The sequence below is a fragment of the Kitasatospora sp. NPDC056076 genome, from assembly GCF_042266305.1.
Classification (GTDB): domain Bacteria; phylum Actinomycetota; class Actinomycetes; order Streptomycetales; family Streptomycetaceae; genus Kitasatospora.
Window position 1 is genome coordinate 1 of the sequence record NZ_JBHJWG010000059.1, and the last position, 17,922, is coordinate 17,922.

Genomic DNA, 17,922 nt, shown 5'->3' on the forward strand with positions numbered 1-17,922 from the left:
CCCGTACTCGCTACGGGCACGCGGGCGGCGGCCAACGGGCCCGCCGACCCGGGCGGGGGCGACGGGGCCGTCCGGGCCCGTCAGGGCCGCTCGCGGGTGGCGGCGCGGCGCACCGCCCACGGCAGGGCGAACCAGAGGGTGGCGAAGATCAGCGCGATGACGGCGGTGATGGCGACGGCGGGCGCCGGGCCGAGGACGACGTCCAGGACCAGCAGCACGGCGCCGGTCAGGGCGCTGGCGAGCAGCAGCAGGCCGTACTGGGCGATGCGGGCGGAGACGTCGACGATGCGGGCCTTGCCGGGGTGGCGGTAGAGGCCGCGGTGCAGGGCGACGGGGGTGGCCAGGACGGCGGCGGCGACGACGGTCAGCAGCAGGGTGGTGACGTAGATGTCCTGCTGGGCGTCGGAGAGTTCGGAGAAGCGCGGGGTGAAGGCGACGCCGAGCAGGAACGCGAAGACGATCTGGACGCCGGTCTGCAGCACCCGTAGTTCCTGGAGCAGTTCGACCAGGCGTCGGTCGGCCCGTACGGCCGGGTTCTCCCAGCCCGGCGGCGGGGGTGAGGACTCGTCGGGGCGGCCGGGGTCGGGGTCGGGGCCGGGCGGGGGAGGGGTGCTCATGCGTCACATTGTGCGCGGCCGGCGCCCGTGGCCGGGACCGTCGTCAGGGTCGGGGTCGGGACCGGAGTCGGGGTCGGAGCCCGGGCCGGGGTCGGGAGCAGTCGGAAGGGTCGTGCCGGGCCCCGGCGTTCCGGGGGCGTCCAGGCGCCGGTGCCAGGCGGTGAGCAGGGCCTGGAGGGCGGCGGCCTCCTCGGGGGCGAGGTGGGCGAGCAGGCGGTGCTCGTTGCGCAGGTGGGCGGTGAACGCCTCGTCGATCAGGCGCACCCCGGCGTCGGTGAGGGCGACCACGCGCCCGCGCCGGTCGTCCTCGGCGGGGCGGCGGGTGACCAGGCCGGCGCGTTCCAGGCGGTCGATCCGCTTGGTCATCGCGCCCGTGGTGACCATGGTGTGGGCGGCGAGCTCCCCGGGGGCGCGCTCGTAGGGGGTGCCGGCGCGGCGCAGCGCGGCGAGCACGTCGAACTCGCCCTCGCTCAGCCCGTAGCGCTGGAAGACGAGGGTGAGTTCGGCGGTGAGGCGGTCGGCGAGGCGGTGCAGGCGCCCGATCACGGCCAGCGGGGAGACGTCGAGGTCGGGGCGTTCGCGGTGCCACTGGGCCTGGATGAGGGCGACGTGGTCGGCGTGATCGGTGTGATCAGCGTGGTCCGTGGGGTCCATGGGCCCATCCTACCTCCAGTAGCTTCCAAGGAAGCTATATTGTCTTCCATGGAAGCCAATGCCCGGTGGGTCCTGCTGACCGCCCTCGCCCCCCTCGCCTGGGGCACCAACTACTGGGTCACCCGTGCCTACCTGCCCGCCGACCAGCCCCTGTGGGGCGCCGCCCTGCGCGCCCTGCCCGCCGGACTGCTGCTGCTCGCCCTCGCCCGCCGCCGCCCCCGCGGTCCCTGGTGGTGGCGCAGCGCCGTGCTCGGCCTGCTCAACACCGCGGTCTTCTTCGTCCTGCTCTACCTCGCCTCCCAGTTGCTGCCCACCAGCACCGCCGCCACCGTCATGGCCGCCTCCCCGCTGGCCATGCTGCTCACCGCCCGGGTGCTGGCCGGCCAGCACCCGCACCGCGCCCACCTGGCCGGGGCGGTGATCGGCCTGGGCGGGGTGGCGCTCACCGTCCTCGGCGGCGACGGGATGCCCGACGGGAGGGGGCTGGCGGCCTCGGCGGGCGCGATGCTGGTCTCCTGCGTCGGCTACGTCCTGGCCGCCCGCTGGCGCGAGGGCGCCGACCCGCTGGCCGCCACCGCCTGGCAGCTGACGGCCGGCGGCCTGCTGCTGCTCCCTCCGGCCGTCCTCGCCGAGGGCGCCCCGCCGGCGCTCTCGGCTCGTACCCTGCTGGCCTTCGGCTACGTCACGCTGGTGGCCACCGCGCTGGCCTTCGCCTGCTGGTTCGCGGGCCTGCGGCACCTGCCGGCCGGCACCGTCGGCCTGCTCGGACTGCTCAACCCGCTGGCCGGGGTGCTGCTGGGCACCGCGCTGGACGGCGACGCACTGGGGCTGCGGCAGGGGGCGGGCCTGGTGCTGGTGGCCGCCGGGATCCTGCTCGGGCGCCCCCGCGCCCGCGCGGCCGTGCCGGACACCGGTGCGTCCGCCGACCCCACGGCGCCGACGGCCTCGGCCTCGGGGCCGGGCTTGCGGCGGTGTCGTGGCACGTGATCGGATGGCGGGCAGCATCGCGTGCCGATGGCGGACCGCGCCAGGCATGGAGGTGCGGAACCGAAGGGACCGCCCGCTCGTGGCCTCCCCGTACTCGCGCGGCCGAACGGCCGCTCTCAGTCTCCAACTCTCCCAGGCGCACAACGAGTTGCGCCGCCGCTTGACCAACCTCCGCACGGGCCTGGGCCGCCGGACCATGCCCGATGACTCCCTGGGCGCCCACTGCCTCGCCTTCTGCACCGCCCTGACGAACCATCACCATGGCGAGGACCAGGGCCTGTTCGCCGCCCTGGTGCGCGAGCGGCCCGACCTCGCCCCCACCGTCGCCAAACTCGCCGAGGACCACGACCTCATCACCCACATCCTCGCCCGGGTCCGCGACCTCGCCGAACAGGCCGTACGGGCTGCGGACCTGGAGGCCGTCGGGCGCGAACTCGACGGCCTCGCCGCCATCATGGAGTCGCACTTCGCCTACGAGGAACGCGCCATCGGCGCCGCTCTGGACGCCGCCCTGGACACCGGAGTCGGCGGCCGCGAGGACTGGTCGGGGCCGGTCCTGCGCTTCCGCGCACCGTAAAACCCCTCGCCGACGCGAGTCCGCCCTCCCTAGACTCGCCCCGCAGCCGCGCCTCGAATGCGCGGCCGACCGTGACGACAGCAATCGGAGAGGGGGCGGGACGGCCATGCCGAAGCACAGCGCCGCCGCCCCCTCTCCCGCCTCGCGGTACGAGGTGATCCTGGTGTCCTCGCCCTTCCGGTGCCCGCTGCGCGGCCGGCACCGGAACAGTGCCGTCACCGTCTGAGAACGCCGCCCTTAGAAACCTGTCAAGGGCCCATTCTCGTCAATGTTCTGGCGGAGCGTCAGAACTCAGCGGCAGCACTGTGCCAATCGCGCTTCCACCCGTAGCACCGCCTCGAAAGGCACCGGGCCATGCGCACCCACACCACCACCACTATCGGCACCGCCGCGATCGCCGCCGTCCGCAACCTCGGCATCCTCGCCCATGTCGACGCCGGCAAGACCACCCTCACCGAACGGATCCTCTACCTCACCGGTAGCACCCACAAGCGCGGCGAGGTCCACAACGGCACCACCGTCACCGACTTCGACCCCCAGGAACGCGACCGCGGCATCACGATCTTCGCCGCCGCCGTCAGCTGCGCCTGGGCCGGGCACCGGATCAACCTCATCGACACCCCCGGCCACGTCGACTTCGCCGACGAGGTCGAACGCAGCCTGCGCGTCCTGGACGGCGCCGTCGCCGTCTTCGACGCCGTCGCGGGCGTCGAGCCGCAGAGCGAATCCGTGTGGCGCCAGGCCGAACGCCACGGCGTGCCCCGGATCGCCTTCGTCAACAAGCTCGACCGCGCCGGAGCCGACCTCGATGCCGCCGTCGCCTCCATCCGCGAACGCCTGCACCCCCACCCGCTCGCCGTCCACCTGCCCATCGGCACCGAGGAGGCCTTCACCGGCCTCGTCGACCTCGTCCGCCTGCGCGCCCTCACCTGGGACGCGGACGGCACCCTGACGGAGGGCCCCGTCCCCGACCACCTCGCGGCCGAGACCGCCGCCCGCCGCCGCACTCTGGAGGAAGCCGTGGCCGAACTCGACCCCCGGGCCCTGGAGGAGTTCTGCACCCACGCCACCCTCGGCACCGACACCCTCACCACCGCCCTGCGCGACCTCACCCGCACCGGCGAGGCCGTGGTCGTCCTGGCCGGCTCCGCCTACCGCAACCGCGGTGTCGAACCCCTCCTGGACGCCGCCCTCGCCTACCTGCCCTCACCCCTGGACACCCCGCCCGTGACCGCCGCCGACGGCTCCCAACAGCGCCTCCCCGACCCGGGGCAGCCCGTCACCGCCCTCGCGTTCAAGGTCACCACCGCGCCCACCGGCCGCCTCACCTACCTGCGCCTGTACGCCGGCACCCTGCACAAGGGCGCCACCCTGCTCGACGCCGCCACCGGCCGCACCGAGCGCATCGCCCGCATCCTGCGCGTCCAGGCCGACCGCCACACCGAGACCGACCACGCCCTGGCCGGCGACATCGTCGCCGTCATCGGCCCCAAGCACACCCGCGTCGGCGCGACCCTGTGCGACCCCGACCACCCGATCCTCCTGGAGGCACCCGTGAGCGCCGAACCCGTCGTCACCGTCGCCGTCGAGGCCCGCCGCAGCGCCGACACCGACAAGCTCACCGCCGCCCTGGCCCGCCTCACCGACGAGGACCCCTCGCTGCGCCTGGCCACCGACCCCGAAACCGGCCAGCGCACCCTGTCCGGCCTGGGCGAACTGCACCTGGAGGTCGCCGTGGAGAAGGTACGCCGCGACGCCGGCGTCGAGGCCGTCGTCGGCCGCCCCCGCGTCGCGCTGCGCGAGGCGCTGGTCGAAGGCGTCACCGGCTTCACCCACCGGCACGCCAAACAGGACGGCGGGTCCGGCCAGTTCGCCCACATCGTCCTCGACCTGGCCCCCGCCGACGAGGCCTTCACCTTCACCTCCACCGTCACCGGCGGGCGCGTCCCGCGCGAGTACGTCCAGGCCGTGGAGGCCGGCTGCCGCGACGCCCTCGCCGAGGGCCCGCTCGGCGGCCACCCGGTCACCGGCGTCGCGGTCACGCTCACCGACGGGCTCACCCACCCCAAGGACTCCTCCGAGCTCGCCTTCCGTACCGCCGCCCGTCAGGGCCTGCGCGAGGCGCTGCGCGCATCCCGGCTCCACCTGCTCGAACCCCTCGCGCAGGTGAGCGTCACCGTGTCCGAGGACGCGCTCGGCACCGTCCTGGGCGACCTCGCCGCCCGCCGCGCCACCGTTCAGGGCACCCGGCCCGGCCCGGGCGGCACCGCCCAGGTCGACGCCCTCGTACCGCTGGCCGAACTCTTCGGCTACGCGGGCCGGCTGCGCAGCCGTACCCAGGGGCGCGGCACCTTCACCACCCGGCCGGCCGGCTACGCCCCGGCCCCCGCGGCGGCTTCGGCGCTCGCGGCCCCCACGGTTCCCGCGGCCTCTGCGGCCGGCCGGGCAGCCCGCTGAGGCGCGACCCGGCCCTCCCCGTCCGGGGGAGGGCCGGGTCCCTGCCTCCCGAGAAAACCGCTGGTCCGCCGTCGCCGTACGGTGGTAGAACTCCCGGGTGCACAAGAACCCGGACTTCCCCGACCTGCTGCGTCTGATCGACGACCGCTCCGCCGCCTTCCGCGCCGCGATCGCCGCCGCCCCCGACCTCGACGCCAAGGTCCCCAGCTGCCCCGAGTGGACGCTCCACGACCTGGCCCGGCACCTGGGCAGCGGAGACCGCTTCTGGGCCGCGATCGTCGCCGCCGGTCCCGCCGACGGGCCCCCCGCCGAGGCCGTCGCCGCTCGCGCCGCCATCGTCGCACCCCGCGAGCGCGAGGCCCTGACGGCCTGGCTGGCCGACTCCACCCAGCAGCTGCTGGACACCCTGCGCGCCGTCGGCGCCGAGGCCGACTGCTGGACGTGGTGGCCCGGCTCGCAGACCCCGCAGAGCGCCGGCGGCGTCGCCCGCCACCGGGTCCAGGAGAGCGCGGTGCACACCTACGACGCCGGACTCGCCAACGGAGCGGCCGAGATGCTGCCCGAGGAGGTCGCGCTCGACGGCGTCGAGGAGTTCCAGTTCACCTGTGTCGCCACCCCCGTCGCCTGGCCGCACACCCCGGCGGTCATCGACTACCACGCCACCGAGGGCCGCTCCTGGCGCCTGCACCTGGGCGCCGACGGCGTCCAGGTCGAGCGCCTGACCGACCACCCGACCGGGGCCGCCGCCACGCCTGCGGATGTCTCCGCCCGTGGCAGTGCCTCCGAGCTGGTCCTCTTCTGCTACGGCCGCTTCTCGCTGGACGCCATGAACATCGACGGCGACCGTCAGGTCTTCCAGCAGCTCATCGACTGGGACCCGAGCGCCTGATCACCGGTCGGCCCGGGGTGGGCGGTGGTCACAGTGTCCCGGCCTGCGCCGCCGCCCACGCCGACGGGAACAGCGGCCGCCAGCCCAGGTCCCGGCGGGCGGCCGCGGTCGACACCTGCCCCTCCCACGGGTCGAACTCCGCCTCCGGTGCCGAAGTGCCGGGGTGGGTGCGGCCGTTGAGGACGTGCAGGTCCCAGGCGGTCAGCGGCGCGTCGTCCGACACGTTGTAGGTGCGGCCCTCGATCCCCGGGGTCACCACCGCCCGCCACAGCGCCTGCGCCACGTCCGCGTGGTGCACCACCGCCAGCCGCTGGTGGGCCGACCAGGACGCGGCCCAGTGCAGCGACTGCGCCAGGTGCGGATCGCCCTCCCCGTACACGAACGCCAACCGGGCCACCACCAGCGGCAGTTCGTCCGCCAACTCGCGCAGTCCCGCCTCGGCCTGCGCCTTGGACTGCGCGTACACCCCCCACGCCGGATCGGGCGCCAACCGGTCCTCCTCCACGGCCGGGCGGCCCAGCCCCCGCCCGTACACCAGGTTGGTGCTGGTGTGCACGAACCTCGCCACCCCGGCCTTCGCGGCCTCCCGGCCCAGCGCGATCGCCGCGTCCCGGTTGACCGCCCACGCCTGCTCGTCCGGCACCCCGCGCAGCGCCGCCGCCACGTTCAGCACCACGTCGACGTCCGCCAACGCCCGCGCCCGGTCGGCGGGTTCGCACACGTCCCCGACCACCGTCTCCACCCCGTCCAGCCCCAGCGCCTGCGCCTTGGCCGCGTCCCGCACCAGCACCCGCACCGAGCCACCCTCGGCCCCGGCCCACCGCGCCAGGCGCGGCACCAGACGCTGCCCCACCGAACCGGTCGCCCCCGTCACCAGGATCTTCGTCATGCTTGCTTCCCCTCACAGGAGTTGTGCTCTCCGACGTGCACCAGCTTGCCCGCCCCGCCCGGCCGCCGACAGAGACCCGCTGATCCAGGGATTCCCGATCCCTGGTTGGGACCGCCGGTCCTGTTACCGGTCCTTGTCGCCTGTGCGGCCCGGGCCGCTGTGTGCCGCGCGGGGGCGGCCCGTGAGGTGGACGGCGAGGGCGGTCAGCAGCGCCGCCGCCGACGCGTACACCGGCAGCCACAACGTCGTCGTCGAGGCCAGGCAGTCGTTCACGGCGACCCGGCCCTGGGTGCGCTGCGCGGAGGCCAGCGCGCCGGCGCCCTGGTCGGCGAGCGCGCCGAGGGCGGCCCGCGCGTTCAGCGCCGCGTAGTCGCCCAGGCGCGCGCACTCGGCGCGGGTGCCCGGCATCGGCAGCAGCCAGGCCCAGCGCTGCATCGCCGGGGCCAGGACGAGGGCCGCGCACAGGCCGACGACCAGCGAGTAGGCCGCCAGCGACCGCAGGCGACCGCGGCCGATCCCCGCACCGGGCGTACCGGGCGTACCGTGCGCACGGGTTGAGCGCAGTGGCGGGTCGGCGAAGGCGAAGACCACGGCGAGCAGGGTCAGCCCGAGGTAGGTGGAGAACCACTGCCAGGACCCCGAGGCGAGCGCGGCCGCCAGCACCCCGGCCAGCGCCGTGCCCAGCACCCCGGCCTGCCCGCTGCCCGGCCGGCTCCCGCCGGGGTCCGGGCGGCCCGGGAGGTGGGGGAGGCTGCGCTCGTCCATGGGGTTTCTCCTGCCTGGCGTCCGGGCCCACCAGTGTCCGGCCGCACCCCGGCACCGGCTCCGTCGCCCCGCCGCCGCGCGCGGCCCCCTCGCCCGGTCGGCGGCGGTTCTGGCCGACTCGGTCAAGGCGACTGGCAACGCTCCGCGCGGTGGGCGGGGGCGGCTCTCGCCGATGCGCAGGGTCTCGTCCTGGGCCGGCGAACGTCTGATCGCGAGGTGCCCGGTCCGTCGGTCGGGCTCTCTCGAACGACCTGTGCCGGGCTCGCCCGCCAGCTCCGGCCGTGACGGCCGGGCGGGGTGTCAGGGGTGCGTGGCGCGTTCCTGCGGGGTCCACGTGCGGCGTCCCGTTGTCATTCTGGCGAGTGGGGGTACCCCCCCTGGGTGTCGGGTTCGGGTCAGAGTCCGCCCGCCACTCGGAGGATCGCCCCGGTCGTGTACGAGGCGTCCTGTGACAGCAGCCAGGCGACCGCCGCGGCGATTTCCTCCGGCCGGCCGGCGCGGCCGAGGGGGATGTTGGCGGCGGCTTTGGCGGGGCGTTGGGGGTCCTGGTGGAAGTCGGTCCAGATGGTGCCGGGGGCGACGGCGTTGACGCGGATGCGCTGTCCGGCGACTTCTTTGGACAGTCCGACGGTCATGGCGTCGACGGCGGCCTTGGAGGCGGCGTAGTGGACGTACTGTCCGGGGCTGCCGAGGGTGGCCGCGGCGGAGGAGATGTTGACGATCGCTCCGCCGCCCGTAGGTGCCATGTCCTGGACGGCGCGGCGGGCGCACAGCAGGTATCCGAGGATGTTGATGTCCAGGGCGCGGCGGATCCCGGCCGGGTCGGCTTCGGCCAGTGGTCCGTTGGGGCCGCTGGTCCCGGCGTTGTTGACCAGGGCGGTGAGGGGGCCGAGTTGTGCGGCCCGGTCGAAGAGGTGCTCGACGTCCGCCTCCTCGGCGGTGTCGGCCCGTACGGTCAGGCAGGTGCGGCCGTGGTCACGGACCTGCGCCGCGACTGCCTCGGCGGCGGCGCCGTCCGTGTGGTAGCCGAGGACGATGTCGTGGCCCTCGCCTGCGAGGCGCCGGCAGATCGCCGCGCCGATGCCGCGGCTTCCGCCGGTGACCACGGTGACGGGCTGTGTCTTCATGTCAGTTCTCCGGGAGTGCGTGGGTGGTCGAGTGGCCGAAGCGTTCGCGGTAGTGGTCGGGGGCGATGCCGAGGTGGCGGTGGAAGGTGCGGCGCATGGTCTCGGCGGTGCCGAAGCCCAGGCGGCGGGCGAGTGCGGCGACCGGTTCGTCGGTCTCGGTGAGGGCCCGTCGGGCCGCTTCCATCCGTACGCGTTCGACGTAGGCGGCCGGTCCCGTGCCGACCTCCGCGGCGAAGCGCCGTTGCAGGTGTCGGGGGCTGAGGCCGGCCCGGGCGGCGAGCTCTGCGAGGCCGTGCCGCCCGCCGGGGTCGTCCTGGACGGCCCGTACGGCTGTGCGTACGGGCCCGCTGGTCGGCTGCGCCGACCACAGGGGGACGCTGAACTGTGACTGGTTGCCGGGCCGGCGCAGGTACAGCACCATCTCGCGGGCTGCCGCCAGGGCGAGCTCCGGCCCGTGGTCGTCCTCCACGAGGGCGAGTGCGAGGTCCATGCCGGCGCTGACGCCGGCGGAGGTCCACACCGGGCCGTCCCGGATGAAGATCGGGTCGCAGTCCACGGTCAGTTCGGGGTGCTCCTGGGCGAGTTGGCGCTCACGGGCCCAGTGGGTGGTGACCCGCCGTCCGGCGAGGAAGCCGGTGGCGGCCAGGAGCAGCGCGCCGCTGCACACCGAGGCGACCCGGCGGGCGCCGGACGCCGCCGCGGTGATCCAGGCGACCAGGGCGGGGTCGTGGCGCGCGTCGTTGACGCCGGGGCCGCCGATCACGACCAGGGTGTCCAGTCCTTCGGGGGCGAGGTCCGCGATCCCGTGGGTGGCGTGCAGCGTCAGCCCGCTGGAGGAGCGGACCGCACCGGCGCGGGGGGCCACCACCGGGCAGTCGTAGCTGCCGACCGCCTCCTGCGCGTAATGGAACACCGCATGGGGGCCGACCAGGTCGACCGACTGGAATCCCTCGAACACCACGAACACCACCTGACGCATGCCTGCCAGGCTGTCCGAGCGGCGTCGACGGCGTCAACGACGAGCACCCCACGGATCGCGCCACGCCCCGCGCGGCGCGCCCCGGGTGCCGTGCGCTCTACCCGGGGTCGGCCCGCGCCCGTCCGGCGGATCATGCCGTCGTAGGCTGGCCGGCATGCACAGCACGCTGACGGAGCACGCCCGCTGCCTCTTCGGAGACGAGTACCGGCCCACGCCGCAGTGCGCGACGCAGCATGCGGAGTCCTTCTTCGTCGAGGAGCTGACCTTCGCGGACGCGGATGCGATTCTCGCCATGCTGAGGGAGCTGTGTCCGCACCTGGTCGACGGGCTCCTGCCGGAGACGAGCCACTAGCCCGGACAGGGCCTAGACGGCGCGCAGCAGGAGCCGGCCGTGGCGGAAGCGCTCGCCCTCGCCGGGCTCACGCAGCAGGCGGGCGTTCTCGGTGAGGCCGGCTTCGCGGGCGAGGTGGGTGAGGTGGTCGACGGGCCAGCGGTAGGCGGTGGTGACCTTGTGGTCGAAGGGGGTGACGGGATCGCCCTCGGACTCGAAGAACCCGAGCAGTGCGTACCCGCCAGGGGCCAGCACGCGGCGGAACTCGGCCAGGTAGGAGGGGAGTTGCTCGGGTGGGGTGTGGATCAGCGAGTACCAGGACACGACCCCGCCCAGCTCTCCGTCGCCCACCGCCAGGGCACCCATCGATCCCGTCCGGAAGCGCAGCCGCGGGTACCGCCGGCGGGCGATGGCGATCAGTGCGGGCGAGAGGTCGATGCCGGAGGCGTCCAGGCCGTGCTCGGCCAGCGCGGCTGTGAGGTAGCCGGGCCCGCAGCCCAGGTCCGCGACCTGGCCGGACCCGGACTCGCGCACCAGGTCGGCGAAGGCGGTGACGAGGGAGCGGTCCAGCGGCAGGTGGGCCAGGCCGTCCCTCACGAAGTCGGCGTAGCGCTCCGCCATCGCGTCGTAGGCGTCGGCGGTCGTGCGCAGGTACGAGGAGGAGGGTGACGAGGATCCGGACACGGGCCACGACTCTAGACCACCCGCGGCCCGGCCGGCCCTGGAGCCCGACCGACCCTGGAGCCCGCCCAGCCCCGGACCGGTAGGCCCTGGCTACCGGCCCCGGAGCGCGCCATGCTGGGCACCATGATCGACCGTGAGGCCCTCGCCGACTTCCTCAGCCGCGCCCGTGCCCGTCTGACGCCCGCCGACCTCGGCCTGCCGCCCGGTGCCCGGCGCCGTACGCCCGGGCTGCGCCGGGAGGAGGTGGCGCAGCTGGCCGGACTGTCGGTGGACTACTACGCGCGACTGGAGCAGCGCCGCGGCCCGCAGCCCTCCCCGCAGTTGCTGGCGGCCCTGGCGCGGGCGCTGCGGCTGAGTGAGGACGAGCGCGACCACCTGTTCCACCTGGCCGGCCACGAGCCGCCGCGCCGCCACGGCGCCCACGCGCACGTGCGGCCCGGACTGCTGCTGATCCTGGACCGCCTGCACGACGTGCCCGCACAGGTGGTCTCGGACGTGGGGGACGTGCTGGCGCAGAACGCGATGGCGGCGGCGGTGTTCGGGGACGCCGGTGGTTCCGGCCGGCGCAACCTGCTGCTGCGCTGGTTCGCCGACCCGGCGAGCCGGGCGCTCTTCCCGCCGGAGGACCACGAGGCCCTGGCCCGCGCCCACGTGGCGGGCCTGCGCGCGGCGCACGCGGCCCGCCCGGGTGATCCGCGGGTGGCCGGACTGCTCGCCGAACTCCTGGCGACGGGACCGGAGTTCGCTGCCCACTGGGGGCGCCATGAGGTGGCGCGCAGGCGCAGTGGGGCCAAACGGGTGTGCCATCCGGTGGTGGGGGAACTGGTGCTGGAGTGCGAGGTGCTGGCCGCGGGCGGGGAGGACCAGTTGCTGCTGGTGCACACGGCCGCGGTGGGCAGCGAGAGCGCCTCGCGGCTGGAGCTGCTGCGGGTGGTCGGTGCCGGGGTGTGACGCCCGGGCGGGCGGGCGGACCGTGCGCCCGCCCGCAGGGTCGGCCGGAGCGTCGGTCCGGTGCGGGCGGGTGTGACCTCGCTCGCGTGCTGCGCCGGCTGCCGCGTGTCCGGCCCGGCGCCCCGTAGGCTGAGCGGGCCGGGGACGGAACAGAACGTCACCAACGCGACACGCCGACACGTCGACACACCGACACCTCGGCACACCGGCACACCGGCACACCGATGGATCGACAGAAGCGGGCAGGCAGGGGCGATGCAGTTCGATGACGAGGGCGACCTCGACACCTCGCAGGTGGACGACCGGCGGGGCATTCCGGGTGGGAAGGTCGCCCTCGGCGGCGGAGCGGTGGGCCTGATCGCGGTGCTGTTCGCGGTCATCCTGGGGGTCGATCCGCAGTTGCTGGGCCTGTCCGACGGCGGTGGCAGCGGCTCCTCCACCACCGGGGCGCGGACGGACAGCGAGGTGCGCGAGTCCTGCAAGAAGGGTGTGGACGCGAACAAGCGTCAGGACTGCCGGATCACGGCGGTGACCAACAGCCTGCAGGAGTTCTGGGGGGCGGAGTTGCCGGCCCGTACGAAGGTGGCGTACAAGCCCGCCCAGACGGTGCTGTTCACCAACCGGGTCTCCACCGCCTGCGGTCTGGCGACGTCGGCGGTGGGCCCGTTCTACTGTCCCGGTGACCGGATGGCGTACTTCGACCTGGGGTTCTTCGACGAGCTGTCCAGCCGCTTCGGCGCCAAGGGCGGCCCGTTCGCGGAGTCGTACGTGGTGGCGCACGAGTACGGGCACCACCTGCAGAACCTGCTCGGCACCATGCAGAAGGTCGGCAACGACCGGCAGGGCGCGGACAGCGCCTCGGTACGCCTGGAACTGCAGGCCGACTGCTACGCCGGGGTCTGGGCGCACCACGCGACCACGACCCCGCAGGCCTCCACCGGCCGTCCGCTGATCTCGGTGCTGACGGATCAGGACATCGCCCAGGGCCTGGACGCGGCGGCGGCGGTGGGTGACGACCGGATCCAGAAGCAGGCCACCGGAAGGATCAACCCCGAGGCGTGGACGCACGGTTCCTCCGCGCAGCGCAAGGCCTGGTTCACGACGGGCTACCGCGGCGGCGACATGACCCAGTGCGACACCTTCTCCGGGCGGATCTGACCTCCCGGAGGGATCCGGCGCGGCCCGCCCGCTCGACCGATCCCCAGGACACCCGCTTGACCAACCCCTTGCACGCCCGGGCCGGAAACGGCCCGGGCGTGCACCGTTCCCGCACGATGGTCCGTCCCGTGTCCTGCGAAAGGAGGCTCATCGCCCGGATTCCTCCAGATATCAGGGCATCTGTCGGACCTTCACCAATCTCCCATCGGATGATCACCCCGCCGCCCGGGTCCGGACCTCCGGCGTACGGAGCGGTCCACTCCAATTCCTTCGCACACCCCCCGGAGTCGAACCGCCCCCAGCAGCGAAAGGCCGCCCCGCCATGCCCCGTCCCGCCGAACGCCCCTCGCCCGACCGCCTGCTGCGCGAGGCCGCCGCGCGCCTGGACCGGCGCCGCTTCCTGACCGTCACCTCGGCCGCCGCCGCGCTCGCCTTCACCGTCAACCTGCCCTCCGCCCACGCCGACACCCCCGAGTTCGCGCCGCGCCTGATCACCGACGACCCGTTCACCCTCGGCGTGGCCTCCGGCGACCCGCTGCCCGACGCCGTCGTGCTGTGGACCCGCCTCGCTCCGCGCCCCCTGGAACCCGGCGGCGGCCTGCCCCCGGCCGGATCCGTCCGGGTCGGCTGGGAGATCGCCCGCGACGAGCGCTTCCGCCGCGTCGAGCGACGCGGCTCCGTCCGCGCCCACGCCGAGTTCAACTACGCCGTCCACGTCGACGTCGACGGCCTCGACGCGGCCCGCGGCTACTTCTACCGCTTCACCGTCGGCGCCTGGACCAGCCCCGTCGGCCGCACCCGCACCGCCCCCGCCCGCACCCGCCGCCCGGAGCGCACCCGCTTCGCCGTCGTCTCCTGCCAGGCGTACGAGGACGGCTACTTCACCGCCTACCGCCACCTCGCCGACGAGGACCTCGACGCCGTCTTCCACGTCGGCGACTACGTCTACGAGTACGGCATCGACGCGGCCGGCGGCGACCGCAAGTACACCGACCGCGTCCTGCCCGCCGCCCTCGACCACGAGACCGTCACCCTGGAGGACTACCGGCTGCGCTACAGCCTCTACAAGAACGACCCCGACCTCCAGGCCGCCCACTCCGCCCACCCCTGGTACGTCACCTGGGACGACCACGAGGTCGAGAACAACTACGCCGCCGGCATCCCCGAGAAGAACCAGGACCCGGCCCCCTTCGTCGCCCGCCGTGCCGCCGCCTACCGCGCCTACTGGGAGAACCAGCCGCTGCGCCTGCCCCAGCCGCGCGGCACCGACCTCACCCTCTACCGGCGGGTCCACTGCGGGCAGCTCGCGCAGTTCGACATCCTCGACACCCGCCAGTACCGCGACGACCAGGCCAACGGCGACGGCTGGCAGTACCCGACACCCGAGTCCCAGGACCCGCGCCGCACCCTGATGGGCGCCACCCAGGAGCGTTGGTTCGCCGAGGGGCTGCGGCGTTCCCGGGCGACCTGGAACGTGGTGCCCCAGCAGGTGGTGTTCTCCCGCCGCAAGAACACCACCGCCGAGCGCTCGAAGCTGTCGATGGACGCCTGGGACGGCTACCCGGCGGCGCGCGAGCGCTTCCTCAAGGCCGTCGACGAGGCCGGTACGAAGAACCTGCTGCTGCTCACCGGAGACGTCCACGTGGCCTACGCGATGGACGTCAAGCGGGACTTCGACGACCCGGGCTCCCGGACGGTCGGCGTGGAGATCGTCGGCACCTCCGTCAGCAGCGACGGCGACGGCGAGGAGAAGCCCTCCAACTGGGCCACGCTGACGGCCGCCAACCCCCACATGAAGTTCTACGACGGCCGCCGCGGCTACACCACCCTGACGTTGGACCGCCACCGGGCCCGCGCCGACTACCGCACCGTCTCCCACATCACCCGCCCCGGCGGAACGGTCTCCACGGCCGCGTCCTTCGTGACCGAGGCCGGCAACCCGGGCCTCCACCCGGCCTGAGGCCGGCCGACGACGAAGCCCCGCCGCCCCGGCTTCCGGGGCGGCGGGGCGGAAGGCTGCCGTAGGTTCAGACCTCGCCGAACTCCCCGGCCCGGACGGCGGCCAGGAAGGACCGCCACGCGTCCGCCGGGAAGGCAAGGCGCGGTCCCTGGGGGTCCTTCGAGTCACGTACGGGGACGAGGCCGGGCATGCTGCCGGACACCTCGACGCACTGACCGCCATTGCTGCCGTAGCTGGATGTGAACCAGTCGGCACGACCACCGACCTCGCCGCTGAGGACCCGGACGGCGGCTTCACCGGCTGCGTGAAGAAGACCAAGAACCGCTCCAAGTTCGTGGAGTTCTGCCGCCATCCGCGCTCGCTGCACCCGCTGGACATGCGCATCGCCTCTCCGTCGGCATGGCCAACCCCGACTTCGTCCAGGCCGAACGGGGCTTCGCCGCTGACACGAAGTCCTTCTCCCCGGTTATCACCATGCGGTGCTGGATCAACCCTGCCTCCGAACCCGACGTCACCTTCGTTCAGGGCGTGCCGGTCGGCGAGGATCCGACCGACCCTGAGGAGTAACGGTCCGGCAGCAGATCGGGACTCTGCGCCTCGGACGCTGCGACACGCCGTGGAGCGAGAAGGCGGGCGCTACGCGGAGCGCTGCCTCCGGAAGGCTGGTGTGTCCGGTGGTGAGGGTCACTCAGGATGGTCGCCCAGTGCGGGACGGTTGGTTGTTCACCGGGGTCGGAGCGGATGGGTTGAGTGCCCTTCGGTGGTCGATACCGGACTCGTCGGCGTAGGTGGGCCGCTGTGCGGGCGGGGCGGAACGCCGGACTCCCCGCCGTCCCGGGGTTTCGGGGTGGCGGGGAGCGGGTTGACGGGCGGCCGGGCTATCTGCGGGCGGCCCGGGTGCGGCGGGTGAGGGAGTCGAGGACGACGGCCGCGAGCAGGACCGCGCCGGTGATCATGTACTGGATGGCCTGGGCCGCGTGGACCATGTCCAGGCCGGTGGTGATGGACTGGATGACCAGGATGCCCAGCAGCGCGGACCAGGTGTTGCCGCGGCCGCCGAAGAGGCTGGTGCCGCCGATGACGGCGGCGGCGATGGCCATCATCAGGACGTTGCCGCTGCCGAGTTGCTTGTCGGCGGAGCCCTGCTGGGAGGCGTAGAAGAGGCCGCCGAGGCCGGCCAGCAGCGCGGAGAGCATGAACACCGTGACCCGGACGCGGGCGACGTTGACGCCGGCGCGCCGGGCCGCCTCGACGCTGCCGCCGAGGGCGAAGATCTGCCGCCCGAAGCGGGTACGGCGCAGGGTGAAGTCGGTGGCGACGACCACGCCGAGCAGGACGACCAGGGACAGCGGCAGGCCGCGGTCCTGGTTGAGGGCGTACGCGGCGGCCAGGGCGAGCACCGCCAGCGCGGCGGTGCGCAGTACCGTGTCGGCGAGCGGCCGGGAGGTCAGGCCGGCGGCGGACCGCCGCCGGGCGGTGCGCAGTTGGGCGAGCAGGTAGAGGGCGGGGGCGAGGACGGCGAGGCCCCAGGCGTAGGCGATGTCGCCGTCGCCGAGGAAGGTGGAGTCGAGGCCGGCGACGATGCCGTCGTGGGGGTTGTTGACGGTGCCGGCGTCGCCGAGGACCCATTCCTGGAGGCCGCTCCAGGCGAGCATGCCGGCGAGGGTGACGACGAAGGCGGGGACGCCGACGCGGGCGAAGAGCAGGCCGTGCAGGGCGCCGATGACGCAGGCGGCGGCGAGGGCGGCGGCGATGGCGAGCCATTCCGGCCAGCCCTGGCGTACGGCGAGGACGGCGGTGATGGCGGAGGACGCGCCGGCGACCGAGCCGAGGGAGAGGTCGATCTCGCCGAGGATGAGGACGAAGACGACGCCGACGGCTATCAGCCCCGGTCCGGCGATGAAGCGGGTGATGTTGGTGAGGTTGTCGGCCTGCAGGAAGTGGTGGGTGACGGACTGGAAGACGATCGCGATGACGACCAGTCCGACGACCACGGGCAGCGACCCCAGTTCGCCGGAGGCGAGCCGGCGCCGGGCGGCGTCGGCTCGTCCGGCCCAGGTCGGGGCGGTGACGTGCAGGCGGGGGTCGGGGGCGGGGGCGGTCATGCGGCGTCCTCCTCCTCGGCGCGGCGGGCCCGGCGGCGGGCGTGGGCGTTGTCGTCGGCGCCGGTGATGGCGGCGACGATCTGTTCCTGGGTGGTGTCGGCGACGGGGAAGACGCCGTTGTTGCGGCCCAGGCGCAGGACGGCGACGGTGTCGGCCACCGCCCGTACGTCGGCCATGTTGTGGCTGATCAGGATCACGGCGAGGCCGCGGTCGCGCAGGCGTTCCACCAGGTCGAGGACCTGGGCGGTCTGTTCGACGCCGAGCGCGGCGGTGGGTTCGTCCAGCAGCACGAGGGACGGTTCGCCGACCAGGGCGCGGGCGATGGCCACGACCTGGCGCTGGCCGCCGGAGAGGGCGGCGACGGGGGCGTGCACGTCGGGGATGCGGATGGCGAGGGTGTCCAGCAGGTCGCGGGCGCGTTGCTCCATGGCGACTTCGTCGAGCAGGGCGTGGCGCAGTTGTTCGCGGCCGAGGAAGAGGTTGGCGATGACGTCGAGGTTGTCGCAGAGAGCGAGGTCCTGGTACACGGTGGCGATGCCGAGGGCGGTGGCGTCCTGGGGGCGGGCCAGGCGCACGGGGGTGCCGCGGAAGGTGATGGTGCCCTCGTCCACGGCGTGGACGCCGGCGATGGTCTTGACGAGGGTGGACTTTCCGGCACCGTTGTCGCCGACGAGGGCGAGGACCTCGCCCGGGTGGACGTCGAGGTCGATGTCGGTGAGGGCCTGGACGGCGCCGAAGCGCTTGGAGACCGAGCGCAGCTGGAGGACGGGTGCGCCTGTCACATGAACCATC

Annotated in this window: 18 protein-coding genes and 1 pseudogene; 9 read left to right on the forward strand and 10 right to left on the reverse strand. The window is 74.2% G+C overall.

Going from position 1 to position 17,922, the window contains the following annotated elements; translation table 11 throughout:
* Positions 1 to 80 precede the first annotated feature (80 nt).
* Positions 81 to 617, reverse strand: a complete 537-nt coding sequence (locus ACFC1T_RS33950) for a DUF6328 family protein (RefSeq protein ID WP_375895341.1) — start codon at positions 615 to 617, stop codon at positions 81 to 83.
* A 132-nt stretch (positions 618 to 749) separates the two neighbouring features.
* Positions 750 to 1,271, reverse strand: a pseudogene (locus ACFC1T_RS33955) (MarR family winged helix-turn-helix transcriptional regulator); the annotation flags it as partial.
* Positions 1,272 to 1,319: 48 nt separating this feature from the next.
* Here ACFC1T_RS33955 and ACFC1T_RS33960 point away from each other — a divergent pair.
* The 4 genes from ACFC1T_RS33960 (at position 1,320) to ACFC1T_RS33975 (ending at position 6,181) form a co-directional block, all read left to right on the forward strand.
* Positions 1,320 to 2,258 (forward strand): DMT family transporter, encoded by a 939-nt coding sequence (locus ACFC1T_RS33960; RefSeq protein ID WP_375895344.1) that lies wholly within the window; start codon positions 1,320 to 1,322, stop codon positions 2,256 to 2,258.
* A gap of 46 nt (positions 2,259 to 2,304) precedes the next feature.
* Positions 2,305 to 2,835, forward strand: coding sequence for a hemerythrin domain-containing protein (locus ACFC1T_RS33965; RefSeq protein ID WP_375895346.1), 531 nt, complete (start codon positions 2,305 to 2,307; stop codon positions 2,833 to 2,835).
* Positions 2,836 to 3,189: 354 nt separating this feature from the next.
* A complete protein-coding gene (fusA, locus tag ACFC1T_RS33970; RefSeq protein WP_375895348.1) occupies positions 3,190 to 5,292 on the forward strand; it encodes an elongation factor G in 2,103 nt (700 codons plus the stop codon).
* Between the two features lie 97 nt (positions 5,293 to 5,389).
* Positions 5,390 to 6,181 (forward strand): maleylpyruvate isomerase family mycothiol-dependent enzyme, encoded by a 792-nt coding sequence (locus ACFC1T_RS33975; protein ID WP_375895351.1) that lies wholly within the window; start codon positions 5,390 to 5,392, stop codon positions 6,179 to 6,181.
* A 28-nt stretch (positions 6,182 to 6,209) separates the two neighbouring features.
* Here the strand turns inward: ACFC1T_RS33975 and ACFC1T_RS33980 are convergent, their stop codons facing one another.
* The 4 genes from ACFC1T_RS33980 to ACFC1T_RS33995 form a co-directional block, all read right to left on the reverse strand.
* The gene (locus ACFC1T_RS33980; RefSeq protein WP_375895353.1) at positions 6,210 to 7,070 is read right to left on the reverse strand and encodes an NAD-dependent epimerase/dehydratase family protein; all 861 of its coding nucleotides are present in this window, start codon (positions 7,068 to 7,070) and stop codon (positions 6,210 to 6,212) included.
* Positions 7,071 to 7,193: 123 nt separating this feature from the next.
* Entirely contained in the window at positions 7,194 to 7,835 is a 642-nt protein-coding gene (locus tag ACFC1T_RS33985) for a hypothetical protein (RefSeq protein WP_375895356.1), read from the reverse strand.
* Positions 7,836 to 8,230: 395 nt separating this feature from the next.
* The gene (locus tag ACFC1T_RS33990; protein ID WP_375895358.1) at positions 8,231 to 8,962 is read right to left on the reverse strand and encodes an SDR family NAD(P)-dependent oxidoreductase; all 732 of its coding nucleotides are present in this window, start codon (positions 8,960 to 8,962) and stop codon (positions 8,231 to 8,233) included.
* 1 nt (position 8,963) lies between these two features.
* Positions 8,964 to 9,941, reverse strand: coding sequence for a GlxA family transcriptional regulator (locus ACFC1T_RS33995; RefSeq protein ID WP_375895360.1), 978 nt, complete (start codon positions 9,939 to 9,941; stop codon positions 8,964 to 8,966).
* Positions 9,942 to 10,095: 154 nt separating this feature from the next.
* On the opposite strand from ACFC1T_RS33995, the gene ACFC1T_RS34000 reads away from it, so the two are divergent.
* Positions 10,096 to 10,293, forward strand: coding sequence for a hypothetical protein (locus ACFC1T_RS34000; protein ID WP_375895363.1), 198 nt, complete (start codon positions 10,096 to 10,098; stop codon positions 10,291 to 10,293).
* 12 nt (positions 10,294 to 10,305) lie between these two features.
* Here the strand turns inward: ACFC1T_RS34000 and ACFC1T_RS34005 are convergent, their stop codons facing one another.
* Positions 10,306 to 10,893 carry a class I SAM-dependent methyltransferase gene (locus ACFC1T_RS34005; RefSeq protein WP_375895408.1) on the reverse strand — a complete coding sequence of 196 codons (588 nt, stop codon included), beginning with the start codon at positions 10,891 to 10,893 and terminating at the stop codon, positions 10,306 to 10,308.
* Positions 10,894 to 11,082: 189 nt separating this feature from the next.
* On the opposite strand from ACFC1T_RS34005, the gene ACFC1T_RS34010 reads away from it, so the two are divergent.
* The 3 genes from ACFC1T_RS34010 (at position 11,083) to ACFC1T_RS34020 (ending at position 15,025) form a co-directional block, all read left to right on the forward strand.
* A complete protein-coding gene (locus tag ACFC1T_RS34010) occupies positions 11,083 to 11,907 on the forward strand; it encodes a helix-turn-helix transcriptional regulator (protein ID WP_375895411.1) in 825 nt (274 codons plus the stop codon).
* A 255-nt stretch (positions 11,908 to 12,162) separates the two neighbouring features.
* Entirely contained in the window at positions 12,163 to 13,065 is a 903-nt protein-coding gene (locus ACFC1T_RS34015) for a neutral zinc metallopeptidase (RefSeq protein WP_375895365.1), read from the forward strand.
* A 322-nt stretch (positions 13,066 to 13,387) separates the two neighbouring features.
* Positions 13,388 to 15,025, forward strand: a complete 1,638-nt coding sequence (locus tag ACFC1T_RS34020; protein ID WP_375895367.1) for an alkaline phosphatase D family protein — start codon at positions 13,388 to 13,390, stop codon at positions 15,023 to 15,025.
* 67 nt (positions 15,026 to 15,092) lie between these two features.
* Here the strand turns inward: ACFC1T_RS34020 and ACFC1T_RS34025 are convergent, their stop codons facing one another.
* Complete coding sequence (locus tag ACFC1T_RS34025; RefSeq protein WP_375895370.1) at positions 15,093 to 15,377, reverse strand: DUF397 domain-containing protein; 285 nt, start codon at positions 15,375 to 15,377, stop codon at positions 15,093 to 15,095.
* Positions 15,378 to 15,424: 47 nt separating this feature from the next.
* Here ACFC1T_RS34025 and ACFC1T_RS34030 point away from each other — a divergent pair, with 47 nt between their 5' ends.
* Complete coding sequence (locus tag ACFC1T_RS34030; protein ID WP_375895371.1) at positions 15,425 to 15,592, forward strand: hypothetical protein; 168 nt, start codon at positions 15,425 to 15,427, stop codon at positions 15,590 to 15,592.
* A 311-nt stretch (positions 15,593 to 15,903) separates the two neighbouring features.
* On the opposite strand, the gene ACFC1T_RS34035 is transcribed toward ACFC1T_RS34030, so the two are convergent.
* Both ACFC1T_RS34035 and ACFC1T_RS34040 read right to left on the reverse strand, forming a co-directional pair.
* Positions 15,904 to 17,130, reverse strand: a complete 1,227-nt coding sequence (locus ACFC1T_RS34035; RefSeq protein WP_375895374.1) for a sugar ABC transporter permease — start codon at positions 17,128 to 17,130, stop codon at positions 15,904 to 15,906.
* The gene (locus ACFC1T_RS34040; RefSeq protein ID WP_375895376.1) at positions 17,127 to 17,921 is read right to left on the reverse strand and encodes an ATP-binding cassette domain-containing protein; all 795 of its coding nucleotides are present in this window, start codon (positions 17,919 to 17,921) and stop codon (positions 17,127 to 17,129) included. Before ACFC1T_RS34040 ends, ACFC1T_RS34035 begins: the two co-directional genes overlap by 4 nt.
* Between the last annotated feature and the right edge of the window lies 1 nt (position 17,922).

What these genes read in the sequence shown, in the direction of transcription:
- ACFC1T_RS33950 (WP_375895341.1), bottom strand. Translation starts at nt 617, where the DNA reads ATGAGCACCCCTCCCCCGCCCGGCCCCGACCCCGACCCCGGCCGCCCC.
- ACFC1T_RS33960 (WP_375895344.1), top strand. Translation starts at nt 1,320, where the DNA reads ATGGAAGCCAATGCCCGGTGGGTCCTGCTGACCGCCCTCGCCCCCCTC.
- ACFC1T_RS33965 (WP_375895346.1), top strand. Translation starts at nt 2,305, where the DNA reads ATGGAGGTGCGGAACCGAAGGGACCGCCCGCTCGTGGCCTCCCCGTAC.
- fusA (WP_375895348.1), top strand. Translation starts at nt 3,190, where the DNA reads ATGCGCACCCACACCACCACCACTATCGGCACCGCCGCGATCGCCGCC.
- ACFC1T_RS33980 (WP_375895353.1), bottom strand. Translation starts at nt 7,070, where the DNA reads ATGACGAAGATCCTGGTGACGGGGGCGACCGGTTCGGTGGGGCAGCGT.
- ACFC1T_RS33985 (WP_375895356.1), bottom strand. Translation starts at nt 7,835, where the DNA reads ATGGACGAGCGCAGCCTCCCCCACCTCCCGGGCCGCCCGGACCCCGGC.
- ACFC1T_RS33990 (WP_375895358.1), bottom strand. Translation starts at nt 8,962, where the DNA reads ATGAAGACACAGCCCGTCACCGTGGTCACCGGCGGAAGCCGCGGCATC.
- ACFC1T_RS33995 (WP_375895360.1), bottom strand. Translation starts at nt 9,941, where the DNA reads ATGCGTCAGGTGGTGTTCGTGGTGTTCGAGGGATTCCAGTCGGTCGAC.
- ACFC1T_RS34000 (WP_375895363.1), top strand. Translation starts at nt 10,096, where the DNA reads ATGCACAGCACGCTGACGGAGCACGCCCGCTGCCTCTTCGGAGACGAG.
- ACFC1T_RS34005 (WP_375895408.1), bottom strand. Translation starts at nt 10,893, where the DNA reads ATGGCGGAGCGCTACGCCGACTTCGTGAGGGACGGCCTGGCCCACCTG.
- ACFC1T_RS34015 (WP_375895365.1), top strand. Translation starts at nt 12,163, where the DNA reads ATGCAGTTCGATGACGAGGGCGACCTCGACACCTCGCAGGTGGACGAC.
- ACFC1T_RS34020 (WP_375895367.1), top strand. Translation starts at nt 13,388, where the DNA reads ATGCCCCGTCCCGCCGAACGCCCCTCGCCCGACCGCCTGCTGCGCGAG.
- ACFC1T_RS34025 (WP_375895370.1), bottom strand. Translation starts at nt 15,377, where the DNA reads ATGGCGGCAGAACTCCACGAACTTGGAGCGGTTCTTGGTCTTCTTCAC.
- ACFC1T_RS34030 (WP_375895371.1), top strand. Translation starts at nt 15,425, where the DNA reads ATGGCCAACCCCGACTTCGTCCAGGCCGAACGGGGCTTCGCCGCTGAC.
- ACFC1T_RS34035 (WP_375895374.1), bottom strand. Translation starts at nt 17,130, where the DNA reads ATGACCGCCCCCGCCCCCGACCCCCGCCTGCACGTCACCGCCCCGACC.
- ACFC1T_RS34040 (WP_375895376.1), bottom strand. Translation starts at nt 17,921, where the DNA reads ATGGTTCATGTGACAGGCGCACCCGTCCTCCAGCTGCGCTCGGTCTCC.